At 73.0% G+C, this 17,945-nt stretch carries 22 protein-coding genes; 11 read left to right on the top strand and 11 right to left on the bottom strand.

From position 1 onward, the window contains the following. Positions 1-105 precede the first annotated feature (105 nt). On the top strand, positions 106-1,671 hold the full coding sequence (locus tag H505_RS39285; RefSeq protein ID WP_051300019.1) for an MFS transporter: 1,566 nt from the start codon (positions 106-108) through the stop codon (positions 1,669-1,671). A 27-nt stretch (positions 1,672-1,698) separates the two neighbouring features. After that, positions 1,699-2,670 carry an Lrp/AsnC family transcriptional regulator gene (locus H505_RS0101630; protein ID WP_026400567.1) on the top strand — a complete coding sequence of 324 codons (972 nt, stop codon included), beginning with the start codon at positions 1,699-1,701 and terminating at the stop codon, positions 2,668-2,670. 12 nt (positions 2,671-2,682) lie between these two features. On the opposite strand, the gene H505_RS0101625 is transcribed toward H505_RS0101630, so the two are convergent. Next, positions 2,683-3,195 (bottom strand): GNAT family N-acetyltransferase, encoded by a 513-nt coding sequence (locus H505_RS0101625; RefSeq protein ID WP_026400566.1) that lies wholly within the window; start codon positions 3,193-3,195, stop codon positions 2,683-2,685. Between the two features lie 148 nt (positions 3,196-3,343). Here H505_RS0101625 and H505_RS0101620 point away from each other — a divergent pair, with 148 nt between their 5' ends. The 3 genes from H505_RS0101620 (at position 3,344) to H505_RS0101610 (ending at position 6,334) form a co-directional block, all read left to right on the top strand. Further along, positions 3,344-4,798 (top strand): sialidase family protein, encoded by a 1,455-nt coding sequence (locus tag H505_RS0101620; RefSeq protein ID WP_026400565.1) that lies wholly within the window; start codon positions 3,344-3,346, stop codon positions 4,796-4,798. A gap of 43 nt (positions 4,799-4,841) precedes the next feature. After that, complete coding sequence (locus H505_RS0101615; protein ID WP_026400564.1) at positions 4,842-5,024, top strand: hypothetical protein; 183 nt, start codon at positions 4,842-4,844, stop codon at positions 5,022-5,024. A gap of 161 nt (positions 5,025-5,185) precedes the next feature. Then, on the top strand, positions 5,186-6,334 hold the full coding sequence (locus H505_RS0101610; protein WP_026400563.1) for an NDMA-dependent alcohol dehydrogenase: 1,149 nt from the start codon (positions 5,186-5,188) through the stop codon (positions 6,332-6,334). Positions 6,335-6,435: 101 nt separating this feature from the next. Here H505_RS0101610 and H505_RS0101605 read toward each other — a convergent pair whose 3' ends face one another. Next, positions 6,436-7,026 (bottom strand): TetR family transcriptional regulator, encoded by a 591-nt coding sequence (locus H505_RS0101605; RefSeq protein WP_026400562.1) that lies wholly within the window; start codon positions 7,024-7,026, stop codon positions 6,436-6,438. A gap of 62 nt (positions 7,027-7,088) precedes the next feature. Between H505_RS0101605 and H505_RS0101600 the strand changes: the two genes are divergently transcribed. Beyond that, positions 7,089-7,940, top strand: coding sequence for an SDR family NAD(P)-dependent oxidoreductase (locus H505_RS0101600; protein ID WP_026400561.1), 852 nt, complete (start codon positions 7,089-7,091; stop codon positions 7,938-7,940). 9 nt (positions 7,941-7,949) lie between these two features. On the opposite strand, the gene H505_RS0101595 is transcribed toward H505_RS0101600, so the two are convergent. Further along, on the bottom strand, positions 7,950-8,573 hold the full coding sequence (locus tag H505_RS0101595; protein ID WP_026400560.1) for a TetR/AcrR family transcriptional regulator: 624 nt from the start codon (positions 8,571-8,573) through the stop codon (positions 7,950-7,952). 220 nt (positions 8,574-8,793) lie between these two features. Here H505_RS0101595 and H505_RS0101590 point away from each other — a divergent pair, with 220 nt between their 5' ends. Continuing rightward, entirely contained in the window at positions 8,794-9,429 is a 636-nt protein-coding gene (locus H505_RS0101590) for a DNA alkylation repair protein (protein WP_211238384.1), read from the top strand. 424 nt (positions 9,430-9,853) lie between these two features. On the opposite strand, the gene H505_RS0101585 is transcribed toward H505_RS0101590, so the two are convergent. The 5 genes from H505_RS0101585 to H505_RS0101565 all read right to left on the bottom strand — a co-directional run bounded on the left by H505_RS0101585 (position 9,854) and on the right by H505_RS0101565 (position 12,416). Continuing rightward, positions 9,854-10,216, bottom strand: coding sequence for a hypothetical protein (locus H505_RS0101585; protein WP_026400558.1), 363 nt, complete (start codon positions 10,214-10,216; stop codon positions 9,854-9,856). Between the two features lie 55 nt (positions 10,217-10,271). After that, the gene (locus H505_RS39280) at positions 10,272-10,646 is read right to left on the bottom strand and encodes a helix-turn-helix domain-containing protein (protein WP_034516135.1); all 375 of its coding nucleotides are present in this window, start codon (positions 10,644-10,646) and stop codon (positions 10,272-10,274) included. Positions 10,647-11,136: 490 nt separating this feature from the next. Beyond that, positions 11,137-11,295 carry an ATP-binding cassette domain-containing protein gene (locus tag H505_RS48675; protein WP_482146143.1) on the bottom strand — a complete coding sequence of 53 codons (159 nt, stop codon included), beginning with the start codon at positions 11,293-11,295 and terminating at the stop codon, positions 11,137-11,139. Between the two features lie 109 nt (positions 11,296-11,404). Beyond that, positions 11,405-11,779 (bottom strand): VOC family protein, encoded by a 375-nt coding sequence (locus H505_RS0101570; protein WP_026400557.1) that lies wholly within the window; start codon positions 11,777-11,779, stop codon positions 11,405-11,407. Positions 11,780-11,897: 118 nt separating this feature from the next. Then, on the bottom strand, positions 11,898-12,416 hold the full coding sequence (locus H505_RS0101565) for a lytic polysaccharide monooxygenase auxiliary activity family 9 protein (RefSeq protein WP_026400556.1): 519 nt from the start codon (positions 12,414-12,416) through the stop codon (positions 11,898-11,900). Between the two features lie 482 nt (positions 12,417-12,898). Here H505_RS0101565 and H505_RS0101560 point away from each other — a divergent pair, with 482 nt between their 5' ends. After that, positions 12,899-13,870 (top strand): hypothetical protein, encoded by a 972-nt coding sequence (locus H505_RS0101560; protein ID WP_026400555.1) that lies wholly within the window; start codon positions 12,899-12,901, stop codon positions 13,868-13,870. Positions 13,871-14,093: 223 nt separating this feature from the next. Then, on the top strand, positions 14,094-14,687 hold the full coding sequence (locus H505_RS0101555) for a DUF4333 domain-containing protein (RefSeq protein WP_233617676.1): 594 nt from the start codon (positions 14,094-14,096) through the stop codon (positions 14,685-14,687). Positions 14,688-14,798: 111 nt separating this feature from the next. Here H505_RS0101555 and H505_RS39275 read toward each other — a convergent pair whose 3' ends face one another. The 3 genes from H505_RS39275 to H505_RS0101545 form a co-directional block, all read right to left on the bottom strand. Then, positions 14,799-15,122: a DUF397 domain-containing protein gene (locus H505_RS39275; protein ID WP_034516133.1), complete on the bottom strand. Its 324-nt coding sequence runs from the start codon at positions 15,120-15,122 to the stop codon at positions 14,799-14,801. 97 nt (positions 15,123-15,219) lie between these two features. After that, positions 15,220-15,405, bottom strand: a complete 186-nt coding sequence (locus tag H505_RS48670; RefSeq protein ID WP_084549711.1) for a DUF397 domain-containing protein — start codon at positions 15,403-15,405, stop codon at positions 15,220-15,222. Positions 15,406-15,493: 88 nt separating this feature from the next. Continuing rightward, complete coding sequence (locus H505_RS0101545; protein ID WP_084549709.1) at positions 15,494-16,186, bottom strand: helix-turn-helix domain-containing protein; 693 nt, start codon at positions 16,184-16,186, stop codon at positions 15,494-15,496. A gap of 141 nt (positions 16,187-16,327) precedes the next feature. Here H505_RS0101545 and H505_RS0101540 point away from each other — a divergent pair, with 141 nt between their 5' ends. Beyond that, positions 16,328-16,684, top strand: coding sequence for an ATP-binding protein (locus H505_RS0101540; RefSeq protein WP_051300017.1), 357 nt, complete (start codon positions 16,328-16,330; stop codon positions 16,682-16,684). A 130-nt stretch (positions 16,685-16,814) separates the two neighbouring features. Then, positions 16,815-17,792, top strand: a complete 978-nt coding sequence (locus H505_RS39270) for a hypothetical protein (RefSeq protein ID WP_051300016.1) — start codon at positions 16,815-16,817, stop codon at positions 17,790-17,792. Positions 17,793-17,945: the final 153 nt, after the last annotated feature.

Raw genomic sequence — 17,945 nt, 5'->3', positions numbered from 1 at the left:
TCTCCCCGGCGCCCGGCCCGCCGGTTCACCGGCGGGAGGCGGCGCCCGGCAGAGTGACGCGGTCACACGTCGACCGCGGCGCGGCGCGCCGCCCGGGAGGGTTCGTTGAACGTTTCGAGTCGGGGGACCGGACGGCGCGCGGCGGGCGCCGTGATCGCGCCCGCCTGCGCCGGGGTCTTCGTCGCCTACCTGCCGGTGACGACCGTCGCGGTGAGCCTGCCGGAGATCCAGCGGGCGCTGCACGCCTCCACCGCGCAGCTCGCCTGGGTGCAGGACGCGTTCGTCCTGCCGGTCGCGGCGCTGATCCTCACCGCGGGCGTGTTCGGCGACGTGCACGGCCGCAAGAAGGTCTACCAGGCGGGCCTGGCGCTGTGCGCGCTCGGCGCCCTGGTCGCGCTGTGCGCGCCGTCCGTCCAGGTGCTGTGGGCCGGGCAGGCGCTGGCCGGGGCGGGCGCCGCCGCGCTGCTGCCGGTGACGCTCGCGCTGATCGGCCACGCCGTGCCCGATCCGCGCGAGCGCGGCCGGTACATCGGCCTGTGGACGGCCTGCATGATGGGCGCGATGGTGGTGGGCCCGCTGGTCGCGGGGACGCTGCTGCGGGTGGCGGACTGGCGGTGGATCTTCGCGCCGACGATCCCGGTGGCGCTCGCCGCCATGGCGGCCGCCGCCCGCCTGCTGGACGAGTCCCGCGTCCGGGAGGCCCGCGGCCTCGACTGGCCGGGCCAGGCGACCGCCGCGGTGGCGATCACCGCCCTGGTGTACGGGGTGATCGAGGGCGGCGCGGAGTCGTTCGCGCACCCCCGGACGATCGCCGCGCTGGCGCTCGCCGCCGTGTCGGCCGCCGCGTTCGTCGTGATCGAGCGGCGCGGCGCGGCACCGATGCTGGACCTGTCGCTGTTCCGCAGCCCCGCGTTCACCGGGTCCGCGCTCGTCGCGATGATCGGTTTCCTCGGGCTGATCGGGTTCTTCTTCGTCCTGAGCCTGTACTTCGGCATGGTGCAGGGGCTCGGCGTGCTGGAGTCCGGGGTCCGCATGGTCATCGTCAACGTGGTGTCGATGGTGCTGGGCGTCGTGATGGGACGGGTGATGCGGCACGTGCCGGCGTCCGTCCTCATCACGGCGGGCATGCTGCTGGCGGCGGCGGCGCTGCTGGCGCTGACCGCGGTCGGCGTCGACACGTCGTTCTGGTCGGTGGCCTGGCGCCTCGCGCTGCTGGGCCTGGGCCTCGGCATCGCGTTCCCGTGCATCACCGGCACCGCCGTCGCCGCGGTGCCGCTGCGGCAGGCGGGCATGGCCGCCGCGGGCAACAACGCGTTCCGGCAGCTCGGCGCCGCGCTCGGCCCGGCCGTGCTCGGCGCGCTGCTGACCGTCCGGGCGACCGGGGAGCTGCCCGGCCGGCTCGCCGCGGCGGGCGTGACCGGCGCGCGGGCCGAGCAGGTCGAGGCCGCCGTGGAGGCGGGCGGGCTCGGCGCGGCGGCGCGGCTCGACCTCGGCGCCGACACCGGGCCCGTGCTGGGCGCGGTGGCGGAGGCGTTCCTCGGCGGCCTGCGGCTGTGCCTGACGGTCTCGGCGGTCCTGCTGGTCGTCGCGGCCGCGGCCGCGGCCGTCCTGCTGCGCCGTCCGCGCCCGGCCTACGATGAGACCGTCCAGCAGGCCGACGCGGCCGTGTGACCTGCCCGTTTCCCGTCCAGGAGGGCCATGGCGTCCCAGGAGGTCGACGCGCTCGACCGCAAGCTCCTCCAGGCACTCGAACTGGACGGCCGCGCGCCGTTCAGCCGCATCGGGGAGGCGCTGGGCGTCTCCGACCAGACCGTCGCCCGCCGGTTCCGGCGGCTGCGGACCGCGGCGGGGCTCCGGGTGACGGGCGTCGCCGACGACGCGCGGCTGGGCCGCGACGCGTGGATCGTCCGGCTGGGCTGCACCCCCAACGTGGCGGAGCGGCTGGCGGCGGCGCTCGCGCGGCGCCCCGACACCCAGTACGTCGACCTGCTGTCCGGCGGCACCGAGGTGATGTGCGCGATGCTGCCGCGCAGCCGCCGCGAGCGGGACGAGCTGCTGCTGGAGCGCCTGCAGCGCACCCCGCGCGTCACCTCGGTCAGCGCCCACTGCATCCTGCACCCGTTCTTCGGCGGCCCGATGGGCTGGCTCCGCAAGACCGACGCGCTCACCCCCGCCGAGGAGGCCGCGCTGCGCCCGCCGCCCGCCGCGCCCGCCGCGGGCCCGGTCGCCCTGGACGCGTCCGACGAGGCGCTGCTCGCCGCGCTGCGGCGGGACGGCCGCGCCGGGATCGGCGAGCTGCGGGCCGCCACCGGCCTGTCCGCCGCCGTGGTCGCGCGGCGCCTGGAGGCGCTGCGCTCCACGGGCGTCCTGTACTTCGCCGTCGAGTACGACCGGGAGCCGCTCGGGCAGGCGGTGGAGGCGATGTGCTGGCTGACGGTCGCCCCGCACGCGCTCGCCGAGACGGGACGGGCGGTGGCGGAGCACCGCGAGGTGCGGTTCGCCGCCGCGGTCACCGGCCGGGCCAACCTCGCCGTGCTGGTGCTGTGCCGCACCACCGCCGACCTGTACCGCTATCTCAGCGAGCGGCTCGGCGCGCTGACCGGTGTCGGGTCGGTGGAGACGACCCTCACCCTCCGCCGCGTCAAGGACCTCACCTGGCCCGCGTACTGACGCTTTCGCGGTTCAGCGGACGAGCTCGTCCGCCAGGAGGTCCATCAGGAGGCAGTCGTGCCAGGTGCCGTCGGGGCCGCGCTCGTACTGCCGCATGACGCCGACCGGCCGGAAGCCGACCTTCGCGTAGCAGCGGACGGCGGGGGCGTTGTCGGCGGCCGGGTCGATGACGAGGCGGTGGAAGCCGCGGTCGTCGACGAGGTGCCGGGCGATCGTGCGGACGGTGTCGGTGCCGAGGCCCCGGCCGTGGACGGCGGGGTCGAGGAACAGGTCGATGCCCGCGTGCCGGTAGTCCGGGTCGTCCTCGGCGTACCACTGGACCATGCCGACGATCCGGTCGTCCAGCAGGACGGTGAACAGCGTGAGGTCCGGGTCCCGCAGGTCGGCCGCGACGTCGGCCTCCAGGTCGTCGCCGCCGCCCCACCGGGCGCGCACCTCGGGCCGGGCGCGGACGGCCGCCAGTGCCGGGACGTCCTCCGCGACGGTCGGGCGCAGCACGACGGACGCGCCCCGCAACTCGGTCATGGACCGTAACGATACGTGGCCGGCGGTCGGCGTACGGCCGCGGGTCCGGGGTGCGCCCGGCGGGGTACGGGCGGTTGCGCCGGGCGGGGGACGACCGGGGCGGTGCCGGCTGCGGACGATGGCCGCACCCTTTCGGAAGGAGTCGACCATGCGACCTCTGCCGCTCGTCCTCACCGCCCTCCTGGCCCCGGCGCTGGCCCTGTCCGGGACGGCCGCGGCCGCCGTGCGGGGGCCCGGCCCGGAACGGCTGTCCGGCCCGAGCCCGTTCGCCGGCTGCGCCGCGGGCGCGATCGACGGGAAGATGGCCGCCGGGGCCGTCGAGCCCGCCCTGGCGGCCGACCCGTCGGACCCCCGCCGCCTCGCCGCCGTGTGGCCGCAGGACCGCCACCGCGGCGCGGTCGTCGCCGTCTCCCGCGACGGCGGCCGCACCTGGACGCGGTCCGTCGTGCCCGGCCTCACCCGCTGCTCCGGCGGGCGCTTCGACTACGTGGACGACCCGGCGGTGACGTTCACCCGCGACGGCGGGCTCGTCGTGACGGGCGGGGTCGTCACCGACGACTACGCGGAGTCCGCGGCGCTGTCGGTCCGCTCCGACGACGGGGGCCGGACGTGGACGCGCCCGGCGCTCGTCGCGCACGAGGACGACCCCGCGCGGGGCGGCGTGTACGGCAGCGGGGCCGTCGCCGACCCCCGCGACCCGGACGTCCTGTACGTGGCCGGCGCCCGCTTCCCGGCGGAGGCGCGGACGAGCAACGACGGCTGGATCGCCCGCAGCGCCGACGGCGGACGGACGTGGGGGGCGCCCCGCGTGACCGTGGCGTCCGCCGAGGGGACGATGGTGACGGGGCACCGGCTGGTCGCGCTGAACGACGGCACGCTGCTGGACTTCCACACGCACGTCCGGTTCGGCGGCGGCCCGGGGCTGACGGAGTACACCGTGCAGGTCGTGCGGTCCGCGGACGGCGGCGAGACGTGGTCGGCGCCGCGGAAGGTGGGCGACATGGACACGACGGTCCTCATCCGGGACCCGGTGTCGGGCGAGGACGTCTCGCACACGACGAGCATCCTGTCCGACGTCGCCGTCGACCGGCGCACCGGGCGGCTGTACGCCGCCTGGCAGGACGCGCGGTTCAACGGCGGCGCGGCCGACGGCGTGGCGCTGGTCTCGTCCGGCGACGGCGGCCGCACCTGGTCGGAGCCCGTGCAGGCGAACCGGACGCCCGCGTCCGTGCCGGTTCCGAACCGGCAGGCGTTCACGGTCTCCGTCGAGGTGGGCCGCCGGGGGACCGTCGCGGTCTCCTACTCCGACTTCCGCCACGACGACGCCGCGGCGCCGCTGCGCACCGACCGCTGGCTGGCGACGTGCCGCCCCGCCCGGACGGGGTCCTGCGCGGACCCGGCGGCGGCGTGGCGGGAGACGCGGCTGACCGAAGCGTCCTTCGACATGCGGAAGGCCCCGCGCATCCCGGACGAGGCGAGCCCGCGCGGGTACTTCCTCGGCGAGCAGATGGGGCTGGTCGCGGCGGGCGGCGCGTTCGTGAGCGCGTGGGCCGAGCCGGACGCGCCGGGCCGCGCCGCCGCGTTCGTCCGGACGACGCGGTAGCGCCCGCCCGCCCGGCCCGCCGGGCCGGGCGGCCGGTCAGGCCGTGCACGGCTTCGTGCTGACCGAGTCGGGCCTGCCGTTCCAGGCCGAGGGCGAGGTGGAGGACGTCGCGGGGGACATCCTCGACGCGCCGCCCGCGGGGGAGTACCCTCACCTGGCCGAGCTGATCGCCGAGCACGCGCTCGTCCCGGACGGCCTGGCGGACCGGCTCGCGCGAGGCGTATGACCACCGGGTCATAACGGGGCTCGAAGATAATCCAATTCTAGTGTACGACCGAACGACATTCTAGGCAAAATTCGCTAAAGTCATAAGCGTCTAGTTACCGGGGGCGCCGTGGCCCCGCGCCCGGCGCGTCGGTCAGAGGGCCCGGATCGGAGGAGGCGCCAGTGCAGACGCGAGCGGCAATCTTGAGGGAACCCCGCACCGACTGGAGTGTGGAGACCATCGAGCTCGATGATCCGAAGGCGGGAGAGGTCAAGGTCAAGCTCACGGCGGCGGGGCTGTGCCACTCCGACGAGCACCTGCGCACCGGTGACATGGTCCTCGACCCCGAGATCGCCGAGCTGATGGGCTGGAGCCAGTTCCCGTGCGTCGGCGGGCACGAGGGCGCCGGCGAGGTCGTCGAGGTCGGCCCCGGCGTCACGTCCCTGCAGGAGGGCGACCACGTCGTCCTGTCGTTCATCCCGTCCTGCGGGCGGTGCCCGTCGTGCGCCATGGGACGCCAGCACCTGTGCGACTACGGGTCCATCCTGCTCGGCGGGCGGCAGATCAGCGACAACACGTCGCGGCACCACTCCGCCAAGGGCGAGGACCTCGGGACCATGTGCCTGACCGGCACGTTCGCCCCGTACACCGTGGTGAACGAGGCGTCCTGCATCAAGATCGACCCGTGGATCCCGCTGGACAAGGCGGCGCTCCTCGGCTGCGGCGTCACCACCGGATGGGGTTCGGCCGTCAACGCCGCGAACGTCCAGGCGGGGGAGACCGTCGTGGTGATCGGCCTCGGCGGCATCGGGATGAACGCCGTGCAGGGCGCGGCGATGGCGGGCGCCCGGCACGTCATCGCCGTCGACCCGGTCGCCTGGAAGGCCCAGGCCGCCGTGGAGACCTTCGGCGCGACGCACGCGGCGTCGTCCATGGAGGAGGCCGCGGCCAAGCTGGCGGAGATGACCTGGGGCGCGAACGCCGACAAGGTCATCCTCACGACCGGCGTCGCCACCGGCGAGCTCGTCCAGCCGATGATGGGGATGGTCGCCAAGGGCGGCCGCGGCGTCGTGACGGCGGTCGCGCCGATCGTCCAGGAGGACGTCAAGCTCAACCTGTTCGACCTGGCGATGCAGCGCAAGGAACTGGTGGGCTGCATCTTCGGCAACTCCAACCCGCGCCGCGACATCACGCGCCTGCTGCGCCTGTACGAGGACGGGAAGCTGAAGCTCGACGAGCTGATGACCAACACCTACACGCTCGACGAGATCAACCAGGGCTACCAGGACATGCTCGACGGCAAGAACCTCCGCGGCGTGATCGTGTACTGATCCGGGCCGCCCGCCCCGCATGGGCGCCCCGCCGATCCCCCGGCCGCCGGCCTCCGGCGACCGGGGGATCGCCCTTTCCGCCCCCCCGCGCGCCGCCGCCGTCAGGGGACGGGCGCCAGGGCGGCGAACGCCCGGTCGACCAGCTCGCCGCGGTCGACGTCGCCGCCGCGACGGAGCCACTCCCGGCCCGCGGCGTCCAGTGCGGCGCCCGCGCACCCGGTGAGCAGGTCGGCGGCGAACGCGTCGAGCCCGGCCCCCGGCCGCTCGCGCAGCGCGGCGGCGATCCGCCCCCGCATGGCGTCCCGCCGCTGGTGCAGGCGCGCGCGCAGCGCGGGCGTCGACTCGATGAGCCGCAGCACCGCCGGATCCCGCTGCGCGGCGTGGATGTGCTCCTCCCGCTCGCGCAGGACGATCCGCAGCACCGTCCACGGCGGCTCCTCCGCCGGACGCGCCCGGACGGCCGCGGCGACCTCGTCGGCCAGTTCCTCGACGTCGCCGAACACGACGTCCTCCTTGGACGGGAAGTAGCGGAAGAAGCTGCGCTTCGACAGCCCCGCCGCCGCCGCGACGTCCTCGACCTTCGTCTCCTCGTAGCCGCGCTCGACGAACAGCCCGATCGCCAGCTCCGCCAGCTCGGCCCGCACCGCGCGCCGCGTCCGTTCCCGCAGTCCCGAAACCCGCTCCCCGCTCACGCACCGAGGATACTTCATGGCATGCTAAGACAAACATGTCACTCGGTGACAAGGAGAGTGCGATGAACGGCAAGACCGTCCTGGTGACGGGAAGCACCGGCGGGATCGGCAAGGAGACGGCCCGGAGCCTCGCCGCGCTGGGGGCGCGGGTGGTCCTGGTCGGCCGCGACCGGGACCGTGCGGACGCCGCCGCCCGCGAGCTCGGCCCCTCGGCCGCCGCGGTGACCGCGGACCTGTCGACGCTCGCGGGCCTGCGCGCCCTCGCCGCCGAGGTGCGCGCCCGGCACGACCGGCTCGACGTGCTCGTCAACAACCTCGGCGGCATGACCGCGCCGCGCACGCTCACCGCGGACGGCGTCGAGACGACGTTCGCGGCGAACGTCCTCGCGCCCTACACGCTGACGTGCCTGCTGCTGCCGCTGCTGCGCGCCGCCCCCGCCGCGCGCGTCGTCAACCTCACCGGCGGCATCCCCGGCGGCCCGCTCGACCCGGGCAACCTCCAGGGGGAGAAGCGCTACCTGGGTTGGACGTTCTCCCAGTACAACCACGCGAAGACCGCGGTGATGGCGATGAGCCGCCGCTTCGCCGCCGTGGACGGCGTCAGCGTCAACGTCGCCTACCCCGGGCACGCCTACACGCCCGGCAACCGGGCGACGACCTCCGCCGCGTTCCCGTACGCCTACCGGCCGGTCGTCCCCGTTCTCCGGCTGCTCGGGCCCCGGCTGCTGAACGACATCGCCAAGGCCGCGCGGTCGAGCGTCCACCTGGCGTCCAGCCCGGAGATGGAGGGTGTGAGCGGCGTCTACGTCGACGCGAAGGCGAGGCGCGTGCCGTGGCCGGCGAGCGTCCTGGACGAGCGCGCCTGCGACGCCGTCTGGGAGCTGTGCGCCCGCCTCGGCGGCGTCGCGCCCTGAACCCGGGCGTCAGTGCGGGGCGGTCTGCCGGGGGGACGCGGTGAGCAGCGCGACCGCCGTGTCGACGATGCTGCGCTGCGCGGCGGGCGGCACCCCGGCGGGCCGCCGCACGGCGTTCCACCACAGGCCGTCCAGCAGGACGAGGACCAGGTCGGCCAGCTCCTCGGGGGAGCGGTCGCGCGGGAAGCCGCCGGCCTCCTGCCCGCGGGCGAAGGCCGCCCGGAGGTTCGCGCGCGCCTCGGCGTCGATCTCGTCGAGCGCCTCGGCGAAGGACGGGCGGACGACGGCCTCGGCGTAGAACGCGGCCCAGATGCGGGCCTCGGTCAGGCCCCGCTCGTCCGCCGGGAGGAACGCCAGCAGTGCACGTCGGAGCAGGTCGGGGACGGAGTCGCCGCCGGTGCCGCCCGGGACCCGGGCCAGCCGCGCACGGGCGGCCGCGACCGCCTGGTCGAACGCGAACCGGAGCATCTCCTCCTTGGTCGTGAAGTAGCGCTGCACCGCCCCGAGGGAGAAGCCCGCCTCGGCGGCGACCGTGCGCATGCTGACGCCGCCCAGCCCCTGCCGCGCGGCGATGCGGAACAGCGCGTCCGCGACGTCGCGGCGGCGCGCCTCCCTGTCCACCGTTCTAGGCACCCGTCAATTGTGTCGCACCCGAACGGCCTGCGTTCGTCCCGATGCGTACGCGACGCAACGAAGTCGTTGGCGCGCACCGGGCGGACGTCACCGCCAACTCGCGCGTGCACTTCTACCGCGTGGGCCGCCGAGAGCCCCCCGCCGCGTACCGGACCGTAGGCTGGGACCGCACGCGAACGGACGGGAGGCCGCGGTGGCCGAGGCGACGCTGACCGGGGTGATGGCCGAGCTGGCCGCGCTCGAGGACCCGAGGATCCGCGCGGTGAACGAGCGGCACGGCGACGATCACGGCGTGAACCTGGGCGCGCTGCGCGCCATCGCGAAGCGGGTGAAGTCGCAGCAGGATCTCGCGCGCGGACTCTGGGCGACGGGCGACACGGCGGCGCGGTTGCTGGCGCTGCTGGTCTGCCGCCCCAAGGCGTTCGAGCGCGCCGAGCTGGACGCCATGCTGCGCGAGGCGCGCACCCCGAAGGTGCACGACTGGCTCGTGAACTACGTCGTGAAGAAGAGCCGGCACGCGGAGGAGCTGCGCCCGGCCTGGCTCGCCGACCCGGACCCCGTCGTCGCGAGCGCCGGGTGGGCGCTGACCGGCGAGCGCGTCCGGAAGAAGCCGGAGGGCCTCGACCTGCCCGGCCTGCTCGACGTCATCGAGGCGGAGATGAAGGACGCCCCGGAGCGCCTGCAGTGGGCGATGAACGAGTGCCTGAGCCACATCGGCATCGAGCACGCCGAGCACCGCGCCCGCGCGATCGGCATCGGCGAGCGCCTGGAGGTGCTCAAGGACTACCCGACCTCCCCGGGCTGCACGTCCCCCTACGCGCCCGTCTGGATCAACGCGATGGTGAGCCGCCGGTGACCGCGCCCCGCAGCGGCGCGCGGCCGCCGTCGCTTTCCTGACGAGCCCCGGCGGACGCCCGGACCGGCACACCGCCGAGCCGCGGGCCGCTCGACGGCTGACGCGCCGGCGCGTCAGCCGAGCAGGCCGCGGCGGTACGCCTCGCCGACGGCGGCGGCGCGGTCGCGCACGCCGAGCTTGTCGTAGATGCACGGACGGGCACGAACCGAGCGGGGCCCCTACCCCACTCGGTCGGCCCTCCGACGCCGTGACGACCCTCCCGCCGACCCGCCCGCCGCCACGCGCACCCAGCGCACCCCGGCCCGCTCCTCATCAGCGAACCGCGCGAGTTACGCGACCGGCAGCCGCGCTTACGCCGAGGTCATGATCAGCCCGCAGACAGGATGCGAGCGCCAGGTGCTCAGCACCCCTACACCACGCCTGGCTAATCACTCTGCGGGAAGCGCACATCCGTCGACGTCGGCAGACCGAACCACTCCTTTGCTGGCCTGGTCGTCATCAGCAGCAGGATCGCGATCCCCAGCGGCACACTCAACACGCCCACAACCAGTGCCCATGTCCTAGAACCCCGGTAGCCCCGCCAGAGCCCATGCGCCACCATCCCCGGAAAGAGCCCCACGACGAGCCCCATCACAGCGAACAACAGCACACCCGGCTCTCGGTCGATAATCGCGAAAACCACCATCGCGACTATAAAGACGAAGATCAGAGCGGCGGGAATCGAAAAGATCACCACGACAGCGATCACGCTGGGCGGCGGCCTGAGTTTTTTGTCCGGCGACGACATGGCGGAAGCATATTCATCTCGCTGCGGGACCCCTCCCGAAACGACCAAGACCGCATTAGACCGGCCGCTCAGGAGCAGCCCGCTCCACCAAGCCCAGCCGCAGCAGTGCCGACCGCACCGCCCCGCGACTACGCCCGAACTCCTCCGCCAGCTCCGCCGGACGCGCACCAGCACGAAAACGCGCCGTCAATTGCGCGTCTTCGTCCGCCGTCCACGGCTTGCCGTGATTGGGATGCTTGGTCCGCAGCCGCTCCAGCCGCCCGCCCGCACCATCCCCGGTCTCCAGCGTCCGCACCGATTCCGCCGTCACATTCAGCACCTGCTGACCGCGATGCAGCGACACCAGTTGATCGGCCTGAACCGTCATCTCGGTGACCGTCACCGCGTCGAACCGCTGAGGACCGTTGAAGGTCACCCGCACCTCGCCCATTCGCACCCCGTTCCCGTGTGCCGCCAGCCCCCGACCACACCCGGTCATAACCGATCAAGACAGGAGGCAAGCGGAGCAAGCGCCCCACCTGAACGCCCGCTCATCGCAGGGGTGCGTGGCTCGCCACGTGCGCCACGCTGATGTTTTGATTCCCACCCAACCCCGACCCCCACCCCTTATAACGACCCGCCTCCGGCGTAGGGCTCTGCTTGCAAACTACGTGCGATCATGTCCAGCCGGGTGACGACCGTCCCGCGGACTGCTCTAGGCGCGTGGTCGGGGATTCTGTGGCTCAGCGTGCGCTCGGGGCGCGACTGCACGGCGCTGTCCGAGGACTCCTAGGCGGTCTGCTCCCGGGCGGTCGGCGGGCAGCCGCAAGCGGCGCCCGGAGCCGAGCGAGGCTAGCAGACCGCCCCTCAGTCACCGCGCAGTCGCGCCCCGTAGGGTTAAGCCCTCGCCGGGAGAAACCCCCGCCGAGCAGGAAGAAGTGTCACAATCCGGCGACAGTCTTGCCCGCGCCGTTCGGGCCGACCAGGCCGTAGAACGATCCGGCGGGCACCGTCAGGTCGACGTCGTCGACCGCGACGTGGTCGCCGAACGCTTTGCGGAGGCCGGTGGCGGTGAGCGCGGCGGGCCGTCGTGGTTCCATGCCCCGAGCATCGCGCCGGGCGCGGCTGCCGGGATCGCCCGCGAGGCGGCCGCGACGGTGGATCCGCGCGTCCGCCGATCGGTGGACGCCCGCCCGACGATCGGTCGCGCTACCCGTCGACGCGGCGCCGGAGCAGGCAGAACTCGTTCCCCTCCGGGTCCGCGAGGACGTGCCACGACTCGTCGCCGGTCTGGCCGACGTCGGCGTGCCGCGCGCCGACGGCGAGGAGGCGTTCGAGTTCGGCGTCCTGGTCGCGGTCGGTGGCGTTGACGTCGAGGTGCAGCGGCAGCTTGCCCCTGCGGGGATCGTCGCTGCGGCTCAGGACCAGGGTGGGCAGTCGGTCGCCGGTTCCCTCCGGCGGGCCGATCTCGATGACGCCGTCCTCCTTGTCCAGCTCCACGTAGCCGAGCACCTCGCACCAGAATCGGGCGAGTTCCTCGGGGTCGCGGCAGTCCAACACGAGTTCTGTGATGCGGCAGGCCATGAGCCGTGCTTACCCCAGCCGATTCCCCGCACGCAATCTCTTTCCCTGCGGACGGCCGCCGGTGCGTGGTTCCGCGGGCTCCGGCGCCCGGTCGCCCACCGGGCGCCGGAACCGGGCGTCACCGCACGTTCACGTCGATGCAGGCGTAGAAGGCGTTGGCGGTGTCGGCGACGTTCCACACCGCGAGCACCTTCTGCCGTCCGCTCACGCCGCCGAGGTCGACCGTGTGGGTCACGGTGGCGGGCGGCTGCTGACCGTGGCCGTCGACGACCGCGACCCGCCGTCCGCCGACGTAGTACTCGTAGGTCGAGGTGCGGTGCCGCGCGGTGAACGTCCAGGTGAACGTGGTCGTGCGGCCGACGCTCGCGGCCTGCCACGGCCTGCCGTCGTCGTCGAGTTCGGCGAAGCGCGCGTTGCCGCCGCTGCAGCTGCGCAGCCCCTTCGGCCCTTCGACGCTCTGCGGCTCCCACTTGATGGGGCCGCAGTCGACGATCCCGGCCGCGCACTGCGCCTGGCGGCTCATCGGGGCGGAGACGTAGCCGTGGGCGAACGCCGAACTCGCCGGGACGACCGCGACGAGCGGGGCGATGCCGATCCCGGCCGCGACGGCCGTGAACCTGCGTGTCGATTTCTTCATGCGGGGGGTCCTTGTCTTGCGAGGGGTGGCTTTCCGCCGCGTCACGGAGGTTGGGAGCGCCGTGGCGCGGGGCGGGGACGTGACCGACGGTGCGGGCCGCGGCGTCCGATCGGGCGCGGCCGCGTCCACCGGCGGCGGAGGGGAGCGGGCCATCGGATCTCCAGTGGATAGGAAACTTTCCTATCGGTTTCTCGGGACGCTAATCCGGGCCCCCGGCGGCGGTCAATACCCCGCCGTATCCGCGGCGGACGCCCGGATCGACCAGTGCAGATCGGCGACCGAACCGGCGACGGGCCGTCCGGGAAAACGTGAAGAACCGACAACGGCCCCACCGGACCGTCGGCGACATATGCCCGCGGCCCCTACCGGTCGAGGATCAGGTCGGCGGCGCGGGCGAGGACCTCCGTCCTACGCCACCGCGCCCAGAACGGCCCTCCCTCCCCGCATACTCCGGTGAACCCACACCCCTTTGACCACGTCAGATGGCCATGCGCCGCCATCTCTTCACCTGTTCCCTCGTCGCCGTCTTCGCCGTGTGGGGTTTCTGGCCGGCCGTTTACGCGTACACGTTCGCGTACGGCGAGCGGGCCTCCGCCACCGTTGAACGGTGCGAGCGGCACGGGTCGGGGCGGTTCACCGGGGTGACCTGCCACGGCACCTGGCGCACCGGGGACGGCGAACGCGGTGCGGGCCAGATCTACGGGCTGAGCGGCGAACAGCGTGAGGAGACCGTTCCGGTGCGCATCGGGCCCATGGGCCCTTACGCGAACGGGTGGGACCGCGCGTGGCCGCTTCCGGTGGTGACCGGGGCCCTGACACTGATCCCGATCACGGTGTTCGCCTGGGTTCGCCGCAGGTACGTGCTGCCCGCCCGGAAACTCTCCGAGGCCCTGCAGGCCGCACCGGGCGACATTTTCGTAATCTCGTCGCGGGACGGGGTGCGCCGCCCCGACGGCTCCTCGTACGCCGTCCCCGTCGGTATCGGGCCGGAGCCCCCGCCCGGCCACCGTTACCTGGAGCTGCCGGGCCGTCCCCGCACGGACCGCGCGCAGCCCGCACTGGCCTCGAGGGAAAGCCTGCACCGGTTCGAGACGATCGCGGACACCGCCGGACGGCCGCTGATGCATGTGGAGCACCGTTCGGACCGTGGCCTGCATCCCGAGCATGTGCTGCTGGCCCCGTCGGGCGCCCCGTCGATCCTGGTCCGCACCGATCCCGGGCGGGCTCACGCGTACCGCCTGCTGGACGGCGCCGGCACCGTCATCGCATTCGCCGGGCCGGTCGAGGGCCGCAACGTGTTGACGCTCGGGCTGTCCGACGCCGCCGGCAGGCCGGTCGCCACCGCCGCCAAGAAACGGGGCCGGTGGGTACTGCGAGTCGAACCGGAGACATCGCCGTTGTGGCGCGACGCCGCCATCGCCCTGGTCCTCATCCGAATGCTCGTCATCAACTGACCGCCCGCCGGGGAGGCCCCCGTCTTCGGTGAGGGCCACCGCTGCGGCGGAGTCGCTGCGAGGAAGGCCGGATCGGCGGGACGGGGGCGACGGAAGTGAAGATCGCCGCGGAACCGGAGGATCCACGGTCGCGTCCAAGCTGGACAAACGACGCACAAGTAGCAAAGAGGGGCCAATGCGCCAAGCAACACGGAGCCGGATGGCCCATCGAGCCGCAGCGGGAATGCTGGCGGCGCTGTTCGCCGCAGGCTGTTCATTCAGCGTGGGCGGCTCGGAAGCGGTGAGCAAGGACGAGGTCGCCAAGCAAGCCGCAACGGCTCTGGGGGAGCAGGTCGGGCGAGAGCCCGACGACGTCACCTGCAAAGACGACCTCAAAGCAGAGGTGGGGGCGACCGTACGCTGTGAACTCACGGTGGACGGCAGAAAGCTGGGCATGACGGCGACCGCGACCGCGGTCGACGGCGACAACGTGAAGATGGGCTTCAAGGTCGACGACGCTCCCGGGGGCGCCCCGTCCGCCGCGCCTTCCACTCAGCCCGTCCAGCCCACCGATGTGCCGAGTTCCGGTGGCGGGGCGGGGACGGTGGACAAGGCGGAGGTCGCCCGCCAGGGCAAAGCCGCCCTGGCGGCCCAGGTGGGCCAGCAGCCTGACGCCTTCATCTGCCGTCAGGACCTCGCGGCCCGGGTGGGCGCCACCGTGCGATGCCAGCTCGCCGCGGACGGCAAGCAGTACGGCGTGACGGCCACCGTGACGTCGGTCAACGGCGGTAAAGTCCAGATGAACTTCAAGGTCGACAACAGCCCGAACGGCGGCTGACGTCGACCTTGCGTGCGAGGCCGGTCGGGCCCTCAGCGACCCGACCGGCCCTCCGTCGTCACGGCCGCCAACGATCTAACCTCGGCGGCCGAGTGCGGCCGGGGCCAACGCTCAGCGTTGCTTGAGTTCGTTCACGAGGGAGCGGAAGGCGTTGCGGTTCAGGACGAGCTTGGGGCCGTCCGGGTCCTTGGAGTCCCGTACGCCCACGCCGCCCGACAACGCTGCCAGCTCCGCGCACTCGTGGCCCTGGTCGTTGCTCTGCTCAGCCTTACGCCACTGGCCGGGGGCGATGCGCGCGACCTCCACGCAAGCGCCGCCCTTGTCGTCGCTGTAGTGGGACACGCGCCACTGCTCAGGGGAGATGCGGGCGACTTCGCCGCAACTGCCGCCGTGCTCATTGCTTGGGGTGGCTTTGCGCCAGGTGATGGGGTCCATGCTGGCCCGTCCTCGCGAGTTGCCGACGATGAGTCGAGCGTAAGCGGGACATGGGGGTGGGGCCAGAGCCCCGGCCGGGTGCGGCCGGGGCGTGGGTTCAGCGCTGCTTGAGTTCGTTCAAGAGCGTGCGGAAGGCACTGCGGTTGAGAACGAGCCTGGGGCCGTCCGGGTCCTTGGAGTCCCGCACTCCCACGCCGTCCGCTAGTCCCGCCAACTCCACACAGGAACCGCCGTGGTCGTTGCTCTGACGAGCTTTCCGCCACTTTAAGGTGGGCTGTTCCATCGCTCCAACGCAACCTTCCGTATGGTTTCGCGCGACTCGCTGACGTTCAGCGCTTGCGCCTGCAGGAGCGTGAACGCCGTAGCGATCCCTAAGATATCGCTTCGCTTCGCTCGCTCGACGTGATGCCTCCTCTGGAGGTCTCCAGGTGGAGCAACTCCTCGCCGGACGCTTGAGAGAGGAGGTCGAAAGATCCGCTGACACCGCGATAGTAGGCCGTGGGTGCGATCTGCAGTGCGACGTTATCCCAGTGCGACACCTCCACCAGGAAATTGAGCTGTTTGCGCATCACTTGAGGACCGCCGACCTCCCTGTGCAAGACCGACTCGCCGAGGATGGCGCACACGGTCGGGGGATCGTCTCTCCGCTTCAAGATTGCCTGTCTACGCATGCGCCCCTCGAAATCTTTGTCTGCGGGCAGCAGCGTCCGGGCGTACTCCTCGATCTGAAACAGACCGTAGACGAAGGTCTCGTGGTAGACGCGCAGTAGCGCGGCTGAAGCTTCGGCTTCAGGGAAGTCGGCGAAGAACTTCGGGTACGGCGAGGACTGCAAAAGCTTCGTCCAGGCATCGCTTAAGGTGCCGCCCGTCGCCAGTGCGTCGTCGAGGCGCTCGGCGAAGTCTTGGCGGCATCGCGTGGTGCCGTTCTCGACCTGAGCTATGTAGCTCCGGCTGACCGCCATGCGTTCGGCGAGTTCCAGCCGCGAGAGGCCGCTTTCTTGGCGAAGGCGGCCGACTTGCGCGCCGAATGTCCGGGTATGCGGGGTCGGCCTTCGAGTAGCCATGTGACACCTTCCTGGAACTGCCTGACACCAGATTGAGTGTGTTGCAGCGCTTTGCCGGTCACGCTACGCCTCGGAGTGGAATCTGTGCGGTGAGTCACTGAATTCGGAGGTGGTCACCGTGGGATTCCGGCGTCGATCGTCGTGCCGGCGGACGTGGGAGCGGTGAAGACCGCTCGCGACTGGGTGGGGGACACGCTCGGGGCGTGGGGGCGGGACGCGTACATCGCGAAGGTCGTCGTGTCGGAGCTGGTCACGAACGTCGTCCGGCACACGGGCAGCGCGACGGCGACCGTCCGGCTCATGCTCGCGGACCGGGGGACGGTCGTGGAGGTGCTGGACGCGTGCGACGCGATGCCGGAGGTGCGGGACGTCGGCGTCCTGAGCGAGGACGGGCGGGGCCTCGCGATGCTCGGGGCGCTCGTGAAGGACTGGGGCGCGCAGCCGGTCGCGGGCGGCGGCAAGGTCGTGTGGGCGCTGCTGCCCGAGGAGGACGGGTGACCGACATTTTCCCCGTCCTGCACCGGGCGTTCCCGGCGAGCGGCGGGAGCGCGACCGACGCCGCGGATGTCGTCCTGATGCTGAATGATCCTCGGGACCGATCGTCGCCGCCGTCTCCGAGGAGCGCCCCATGCAGCCCACGTTCGCCGACTTCTCCAGCGATCCCGCACTGCTGGCCAACGGCGAGGCGGAGTACCGCGGCTGCGTGTTCGGCGGGAGCCACCTCAAGCTCGAAGCGGGCGGGTCCGTCGGGTTCGTGTTCGCGGTGGAGGAGGGCGAGGAGATCCTGGAGGCGACGCTCAAGGTGACGGCGCTCGTGTCCAAGATGGGGCCGTCGCCGGGGTACGCGCCGCTGAGCATCCTCGTCAACGGCGAGCCGCTGGTGGCGCAGATGACGATCCCCGGCGGCGGGGACCTGCCGCAGACCTGCGTGTTCGCCGTCCCGGGCCGGTGGCTGCGGCCGGGACGGAACCAGGTGCAGGTGCGCAGCGGCGTGGACGCCCGCACGATGCTGTGGCTGTACCGGATCACCGTCGACTCCGTCTACGAGCGGGACCGGTCGGAGCGGGCGCTCGCCGCGGCGTCCGCGCGGCGTTCGGTGTTCGCGTTCACCACCGAACGGCAGGCGCACGGCTCGGCCTCGGGGGCGCCCGGCTGGACGCCCGCGGGCAGGCTGCTGGTCCACATCGACCGCGGTGAGGAGGCGCTGCCCGCGCAGGTGTCGTGGCGCGCCGCGGACGGGGCGGAGGCGGCGATCAGCTTCCAGTCGGCGATGACCGACTTCCACGGCTACCGCCGCGACCCGGACGGCGGGCTGGCCGAGTTCCGGGGCCGCCTCGCGGACCGCTGGGAGTACCCGGACGGCGTCCAGGGCGCTCCGCTGCACCGGTTCCGCACGCAGGAGGGCTGGGGCGGCCGCTGGCACACCTCCGGCGAGCTGCGGCTGCTCGTGGCGGACGGCGGCGCGCCGGTGGAGCGGATCACCTGGCGCGACCAGCGGGAGAACTCGGGGTCCGTCGCGTTCGAGCCGGGCGCCGCGGGCTTCCTCGGCTACTACCAGCGCGTCAACGAAGGGCCCATCGGCTACCGCGGGACCGCCGCGCACTGAACGTCGGGCGGACGGGCGGGAACCGATCGGGCACGCCGATCACCTCGCTCGGCGACGGCGCTGGGCTGGACGGCTCGTGGAAGAGCACGTTCTATCGCCATCGGCGGCGGTGGGGAGACCGGCCGCCTGTCGCTGGGTGCGGGGCCGGCCGCT

Origin of the sequence: Actinomadura rifamycini DSM 43936, from assembly GCF_000425065.1 — a bacterium.
Lineage (GTDB): Bacteria > Actinomycetota > Actinomycetes > Streptosporangiales > Streptosporangiaceae > Spirillospora > Spirillospora rifamycini.
This window is presented reverse-complemented; position numbering and strand designations above follow the sequence as displayed.